Origin of the sequence: Sebaldella sp. S0638, from assembly GCF_024158605.1 — a bacterium.
GTDB lineage: Bacteria > Fusobacteriota > Fusobacteriia > Fusobacteriales > Leptotrichiaceae > Sebaldella.
The window spans coordinates 77,245-83,721 of the sequence record NZ_JAMZGM010000008.1 but is presented as its reverse complement, the minus strand read 5'-3'; the positions used below and the strand labels follow the sequence as shown (position 1 = coordinate 83,721).

At 33.0% G+C, this 6,477-nt stretch carries 6 protein-coding genes and 1 pseudogene; 5 read left to right on the top strand and 2 right to left on the bottom strand.

All coding sequences use genetic code 11. The annotated features are described in order from the left end of the window. Window positions 1–76: 76 nt before the first annotated feature. A pseudogene (locus tag NK213_RS04180) lies at window positions 77–700 on the top strand (autotransporter outer membrane beta-barrel domain-containing protein); the annotation flags it as partial. Window positions 701–1,052: 352 nt separating this feature from the next. Here the strand turns inward: NK213_RS04180 and NK213_RS04175 are convergent. Both NK213_RS04175 and NK213_RS04170 read right to left on the bottom strand, forming a co-directional pair. Then, the gene (locus NK213_RS04175) at window positions 1,053–2,270 is read right to left on the bottom strand and encodes an RtcB family protein (RefSeq protein WP_253347005.1); all 1,218 of its coding nucleotides are present in this window, start codon (window positions 2,268–2,270) and stop codon (window positions 1,053–1,055) included. 90 nt (window positions 2,271–2,360) lie between these two features. Next, window positions 2,361–2,603, bottom strand: a complete 243-nt coding sequence (locus tag NK213_RS04170; RefSeq protein WP_253347003.1) for a hypothetical protein — start codon at window positions 2,601–2,603, stop codon at window positions 2,361–2,363. Window positions 2,604–2,858: 255 nt separating this feature from the next. Between NK213_RS04170 and NK213_RS04165 the strand changes: the two genes are divergently transcribed. The 4 genes from NK213_RS04165 to NK213_RS04150 all read left to right on the top strand — a co-directional run bounded on the left by NK213_RS04165 (window position 2,859) and on the right by NK213_RS04150 (window position 6,413). After that, on the top strand, window positions 2,859–3,278 hold the full coding sequence (locus NK213_RS04165) for a DUF4431 domain-containing protein (protein ID WP_253346996.1): 420 nt from the start codon (window positions 2,859–2,861) through the stop codon (window positions 3,276–3,278). A 378-nt stretch (window positions 3,279–3,656) separates the two neighbouring features. Next, entirely contained in the window at window positions 3,657–5,318 is a 1,662-nt protein-coding gene (gene treC, locus NK213_RS04160) for an alpha,alpha-phosphotrehalase (RefSeq protein WP_253346995.1), read from the top strand. 186 nt (window positions 5,319–5,504) lie between these two features. Further along, complete coding sequence (locus NK213_RS04155) at window positions 5,505–5,840, top strand: tRNA-binding protein (protein ID WP_253346994.1); 336 nt, start codon at window positions 5,505–5,507, stop codon at window positions 5,838–5,840. Window positions 5,841–5,885: 45 nt separating this feature from the next. Continuing rightward, window positions 5,886–6,413 (top strand): DUF4303 domain-containing protein, encoded by a 528-nt coding sequence (locus NK213_RS04150; protein ID WP_253346993.1) that lies wholly within the window; start codon window positions 5,886–5,888, stop codon window positions 6,411–6,413. The last annotated feature ends 64 nt before the right edge of the window (window positions 6,414–6,477 follow it).

Genomic DNA, 6,477 nt, shown 5'->3' with positions numbered 1-6,477 from the left:
CATTTCAAAACACCTCTTTCTTTTTTTATTATATCATTGTTTAGATTTTGGTGTTCCTACTTTACTATAGCACTACAATAATAAATATAAGACAAACGGCTGGGAGTTAAAAAATGATCTTACAGGAAGAGCGGGAATTCACAATATAGACAGAAATATAGACTGGGCATCATCATCTGGAAGATCAGAAATGAATGGAACATATGAAACATACAGCATAACAAGTGATAATATACTTGGTAAGGAATTCAGCCTTGGTAAAAAAGCAAGTATTACACCTTACGGCGGAGTCAGAGCAATGTATGCAACAAGACCGACATTTAATGAGGACGGGATTGAAAGTCTGAAAGTAGAAGGAAATGATGCATGGAGCGTAAAACCAAGAGCCGGTGTGGAATTAAAAGGTGAAATACCTTTTGGAAACAGCGAAAGCTGGAAAGTAAAAGGGGCATTAGATGTGGCATATGAATATGAACTTGGAGATCTGGACGAAAGAGAATATGCAAAACTCACAGCAGCGGAAAGTGATTACCATAAACTTGTAAAACCTGAAAAAAGCGAAGGACAAATAAGAACTAAAGCAATGATCGGGGTAGAAGCAAAAGACAGATACGGAATCTTCCTAACAGGAGATTATAAAGTAAGTAATGATAATCATGACGATTACAGAGTGGGCGTTACATTAAAAGCAGTATTTTAAAATTGACATATATTATTAAATGGAAATTCTGTTTATTTAATAATAGAAGCGGAAAAAGCTATATTAAAATAAAAAGGAACCGAAAATAGACACAAAGAAAAACTGTGGAAATTTTTTAAGGTTCCTTTTTTATAAAAGATATAAGGTAACAGCAAAGGAGTGTGATGTTTTTGTGATCTCATAGATTTGAAATATGATGGTTTGATTTATTAATATACTGAAATTAAAAATAGCACTTGAAAAATACAGATAAGATAATTATTTGAAAAAGATTCAGAGAAAAGAATTATTACATATCAATAAGAAAATTATATATGAGAGCCTGTTAAACAAGCTGTTCCTCAGACTCTCTTTATTTTGCTTTAAAGTTATAAATTGGTTTGATAGTATCAATGACTTCAAGAGAAGGCTCTATAACCGGAAGTATTACTTCAACAGGTTTATAAGCTGCAGGAAGTTCGTCAATACAATATTGTGCAGTAGTAGTGTATACGCCAGACATTATCTCATCAATATTACTGTCTTTAAGCTGCTCGTTTGCTTTTGTTCTGGATAATACACGTCCTGCGCCGTGAGGGGCAGAGCAGTTCCAGTCTTCGTTGCCTTTACCTTTTCCGAGAATTATTCCGTCTCTCATATTAAATGGTATGATAATAAGCTCATCTTTTTTAGCAGAGATGGCACCTTTTCTTAAAACAGGATTTTTACCCGAAAAATCTATGTAATTATGTGTACTGTTTATAATATCTTGTTTTTCAAGGTCATATTCTCTTTCAAGAAGCTCATAAATTTCACCAAGCATGGCAATTCTGTTATGATGTGCGAAGTTTTGGGCAATGTCAAGATCTCTGAAATATCCGTCATTTCCGTCAATTAATTCGACATACTCCGGGAAGTAAGATTTTCTTTCATTTTTGATAAAGTCTTCTATTTCGGCATGTCTGTTCTCGGCCTTTAATTTTTCCACTTTCTCACGCAGTGCTATATTGAATTGTGCGATTTCTTTGTTTTGTTCTCTGGATTCCTTAATATAATGTTCGGCTACTTTCAATCCGAAGTTTCTGCTTCCGCTATGCACTGTAAGATAGTAAAAATGCTCATTATCTATTAATTTATATCCCATTTCTATGAAGTGATTTCCTCCTCCCAAAGAACAAAGGCTGTTTTTTACATCTTCATAGTTAATAACAGTTATATTTTCGCATAATTCTTTTATTTTATTATCAAAGTCCTGTGAAACATATTTTTCATATCTAAACGGATTTTTATTTCTGTTCATCCCTGACGGAATATTATTTTTTATTGTTTTATCAAGATAATCAAGGTCTATATTTTTAGCAGACTTAAAAATCATCATGGTAACGCCGCAGCCTATATCCACACCTACAAAGGCAGGATTAACAAGAGAAGAAGTCATTTCCTGCGTAAAACCTATGCATGATCCCTTTCCTAAATGGCAGTCGGGCATAATTCTGATCTTTTGATTTTTATAATGCTCCTGCTCATGAATACTTATGATTTGATTTTTTGTTTGTTCGTCAATTAATTCGGCAAATATTTTTAAACTCATTGCGACTCCTTTCAAATTTTAATTTTATAAATATTTTGCATAAAAAAAACTTCCTGTAAGGAAGTCATGAAAACATAATTATTATTACAATCAGGAAATAAAAGCCAATGGACTCTTTTCCTTTACTATATCTGTAATATATGGGGATTTCTTAGGAAATTCCCTCTTTATATTCTCTGCTTCACTAAAATATTCTTTTTCTGATATGTATGCTGGTATATCCAGCAGCAGTATTTCACTGTACGTTAAAAAATCAGCATTATCAGAACTAATAAAAGCCGGCTTATGATATAAATTATCAATTATAAAAAATTGAATTTTTAAGTTTTTCACAATGAACACCTCCATAAATATAAATCAGATGGGGAAATTATAACAAAATTTTTAGGAGAAGTCTATAAATTTTTTTCATTTAAAATAAATATTTCATCAAACAGCTTATTTTTCTTATAAAATTGATTCTGTCAAAGTACTGGTTAAATTATTCTTTCAAATGTAGTATAATGTATATGTAAATTGAGTTATCAGATGAAAATATACTGATGGAAATATAGATAAATCAAATGAAAGCAATAGAGGTGAACAGCTTTGAAAAAAATTATTTTATGCTTATTGGTCTTATTATCGGTTATTGCTGTATCAGACAGGGCAGTTTATTATTACGGAATAAAAGATACAGTTATTCAGGGAAAACTTATCAGGAAAAAAATAAAAAACCCTGCAGGATATAACAAAAATGCAGTTATTTATCCATATTTTATAGTTCTTGATAATCCGATAAATATAATAAAATCCACAGATACCGAGGTTAGAAACAGATACGAAATTTTTGATCCTGTATATGATGTACCGCAGATTCAGCTGAGTTTTGATTCTGCCAAGATGGAGCCGGATCATTTGATCGGCAAAAATGTAAGGATTTCCGGATTTCTTCTTCATTCTAATTCCAGATACCATTATACAGATATAATAATAGATGCAGATAAGATAGAGATAGTAGAAGAGTAGAAATTTCACGGGACTGTACAAAAATGTTCCAAGTATAATTATAAAGTTTTGAGAGTAGAAAAACAGGGAATTCATATTAAGATTTCCTGTTTTTTTATTTATATATTAATATTTAAAGTTATCACCAAGATGAAAGGAAAAATTTTGCAGAAGGGATATTTTCTTCATAAAAAATGCCATATAAATTAAATATAGTTATCTTACATCACAGAATAATAAAAAGGTCAATCAAGCTTTTTATGCTGTTGTTTAATTATAAAAATTAATAATAAAAAACGGAAAATTTTGTTTTTAAAAAGATTGACAAACTTGTTTAAATAAGTTATGATAAAGCAGAAACAACGGGTGTAAAATATATTTTTGCAAAGGAGAAAAGAAATGACGGATTATAAAAAAATGAGTGTATATCAGATTTATCCCAAAAGTTTTCAGGACAGTAATGGTGACGGGACAGGGGATATTAACGGAATAATCAGCCGGCTTCCGTATATTGCAGACTTGGGAGTAGAATATATATGGCTGACTCCGATGTATGTGAGTCCGGGGAATGACAACGGATATGATATCGCTGATTATTATAATATAGATCCTGTTTACGGGACAATGGATGATTTCCAAAATCTTCTTATGGAAGCTCACAAAAGAAATTTGAAAGTAATGATGGACATTGTAGTAAATCATACATCAACAGAACATATGTGGTTTAAGGAGTCTTCAAAATCAGAAGATAATCCGTACAGAGATTTTTACATCTGGAAAAAGAATACAGGAAAACTTCCTAATAACTGGGTATCAAAATTCGGCGGTCCGGCATGGAAACTTGATGAGAGAACTGACAGCTATTATCTTCATCTGTTTGATGTTACACAGGCTGATCTGAACTGGGAATACGAGCCGATGAGACAGGAAATATATAAAATGATGAGATACTGGATGGATCTTGGTATAGACGGATTCCGGCTTGATGTGATAAATCTGCTGTCAAAAGAACAGAATTTCCCTGATGACACTCTGGATACTTTTACAGATGACGGAAGAAAATATTATACAGACGGGCCTAAAATACATGAGTATCTGCGAGAGATGAACAGGGAAGTATTCAGCAGATATGACAATGTAATAACAGTAGGAGAAATGTCTTCCACGACTCTGGAAGCCTGTATAGAATATACAAAGCCTGAAAATAAAGAACTTTCAATGATTTTTAGTTTTCATCACCTGAAAACGGATTATAAAAATAAAGACAAATGGGAATTACAGAAATCAGATATAAAGGAACTTAAGGAATATTTTACAAAATGGCAGAACGGCATGGAAAAAGAAAACGAATGGCTTGCTTTATTCTGGTGCAATCATGATCAGCCGCGTATAGTAAGCAGAATGGGAAATGAAAATGTATACAGATATGAATCAGCTGCGATGCTTGCTACACTTATCCATATGATGCAGGGAACGCCTTATATTTATCAGGGAGAAGAAATAGGAATGCTGAATGCACATTTTGATAATATTGCCGATTATGAAGATGTGGAATCACTTAATGCATACGAAAATATGCTGAATGCAGGAAAGACTGCGGAGGAAGCTCTTGAAGTTTTACGAGAACGTTCTCGTGATAATGCAAGAACGCCTGTTCAGTGGGACAATACTGAAAATTCAGGCTTTACCACAGGAAAACCATGGATAAAAATGGGGAAGATGGCAGACGGGATAAATGTGGAAGAAGATTTGAAAAGTGAAAAATCTGTATTTTCATATTACAAGAAGTTAATAAAGCTAAGAAAAGAATACGATATTATAAGAGACGGAAACTTTACAATACTGGATGAAGATTCGGAAGATACATTTATTTATAAACGTGAGACTGACGGGGAAATTCTTTATGTAATATGTAATCTTACAGACAAAGCAGCGGGAATAAACAGAGGGATCATGAATAGTGCAGAAAGCGGGGAATGTCTTATTGCAAATATGAAAATACCTTGTGAAAACAGTATGCTGAAACCTTATGAAACATGTGTCTGGCTGGTAAAAAAATAGATGAAAAATTATAAATAAAAAAGTTCCTGAATACCGGAAAATACTGATGTTGCTGAAATAGATCAGTGATATTCGGCGGATATTCAGGAATTTTTTATATGTGTGTGTGTGTTTATCCAGTAATTTCCATAAAAAATAAAGTTGTGTTATAATAATATAAAAAAATAGGGACAGGTGAGCAGAAAAATGGCAGTATTTGATGATTTTATGAAACTTGATATACGTGTGGGGGAAATAATCGATGTGCAGGAGTTTCCGGAAGCAAGGAGACCGGCTTACAAAGTATGGGTTGATTTTGGCGAGGAAATAGGGGTGAAAAAATCCAGCGCTCAGATAACGGATTTATACAAGCCGGAAGATATAAAAGGAAGACAGGTATTAGGAGTAGTTAATTTTCCTCCCAGACAAATAGGATCTTTTATGTCTGAGGTTTTGGTGCTGGGAGTATACGGTGATAAAGGCGTGGTACTTATTCAGGCTGATTCGGGAATTGCTGTGAAAAACGGGGATAAGCTGGGGTAAGGATTTTTCCGTTTTATTATATATTTGTTAGAATAAAGGTGAAAAATGAAGGATGAATTTGATATAATTGTCAGTGAGATAGTATCAGCACTCAGAGAAGTTCTTACTGAACTTTTTAATAATAATGAAAAGTTTTATTATTGTACGTTTTTAACCACAGGAGAGGGTCTGCCGCCGTTAATATCTGCATGGTCGGAAGAAGCTTTAGATAGAGCGGTAAATTTATATAAAAATGCTGATGAATCCCGGGAAATAAAATGGTCTTACGCTGATAGTCCTTATTATGCATTCAGATATGAAAAATTTAGTCATATTTTTTCTTCACGTCCTTCATGGAATATACTGAATGAAAAAGAGTGGGAGAAAGAATTTCTCTTTAGGCTGAAAGCAATGGAAACAGCAGTAAGATTGGTTGACAAAGAAGGAATATTTTCCATAAACCATAGCAGAGATGATATTTGTGTGGAAGTGGGAACAATGCCTCCTGATAAATTAACAACAGAAATAACAAGACGTCTGAATAATCCGGATTCTTTGATTATGAAAGAATACATGACAGAAGCAGCCGAGTGAAATAATATATCTAATAAAAAAGCTGTATCGAAAGCATAAATCTGCTATCTGATACAGCTGTATT

Coding starts and splice junctions, on each gene's coding strand:
- NK213_RS04175 (WP_253347005.1), bottom strand. CDS start 2,270: ATGAGTTTAAAAATATTTGCCGAATTAATTGACGAACAAACAAAAAAT.
- treC (WP_253346995.1), top strand. CDS start 3,657: ATGACGGATTATAAAAAAATGAGTGTATATCAGATTTATCCCAAAAGT.
- NK213_RS04155 (WP_253346994.1), top strand. CDS start 5,505: ATGGCAGTATTTGATGATTTTATGAAACTTGATATACGTGTGGGGGAA.
- NK213_RS04150 (WP_253346993.1), top strand. CDS start 5,886: ATGAAGGATGAATTTGATATAATTGTCAGTGAGATAGTATCAGCACTC.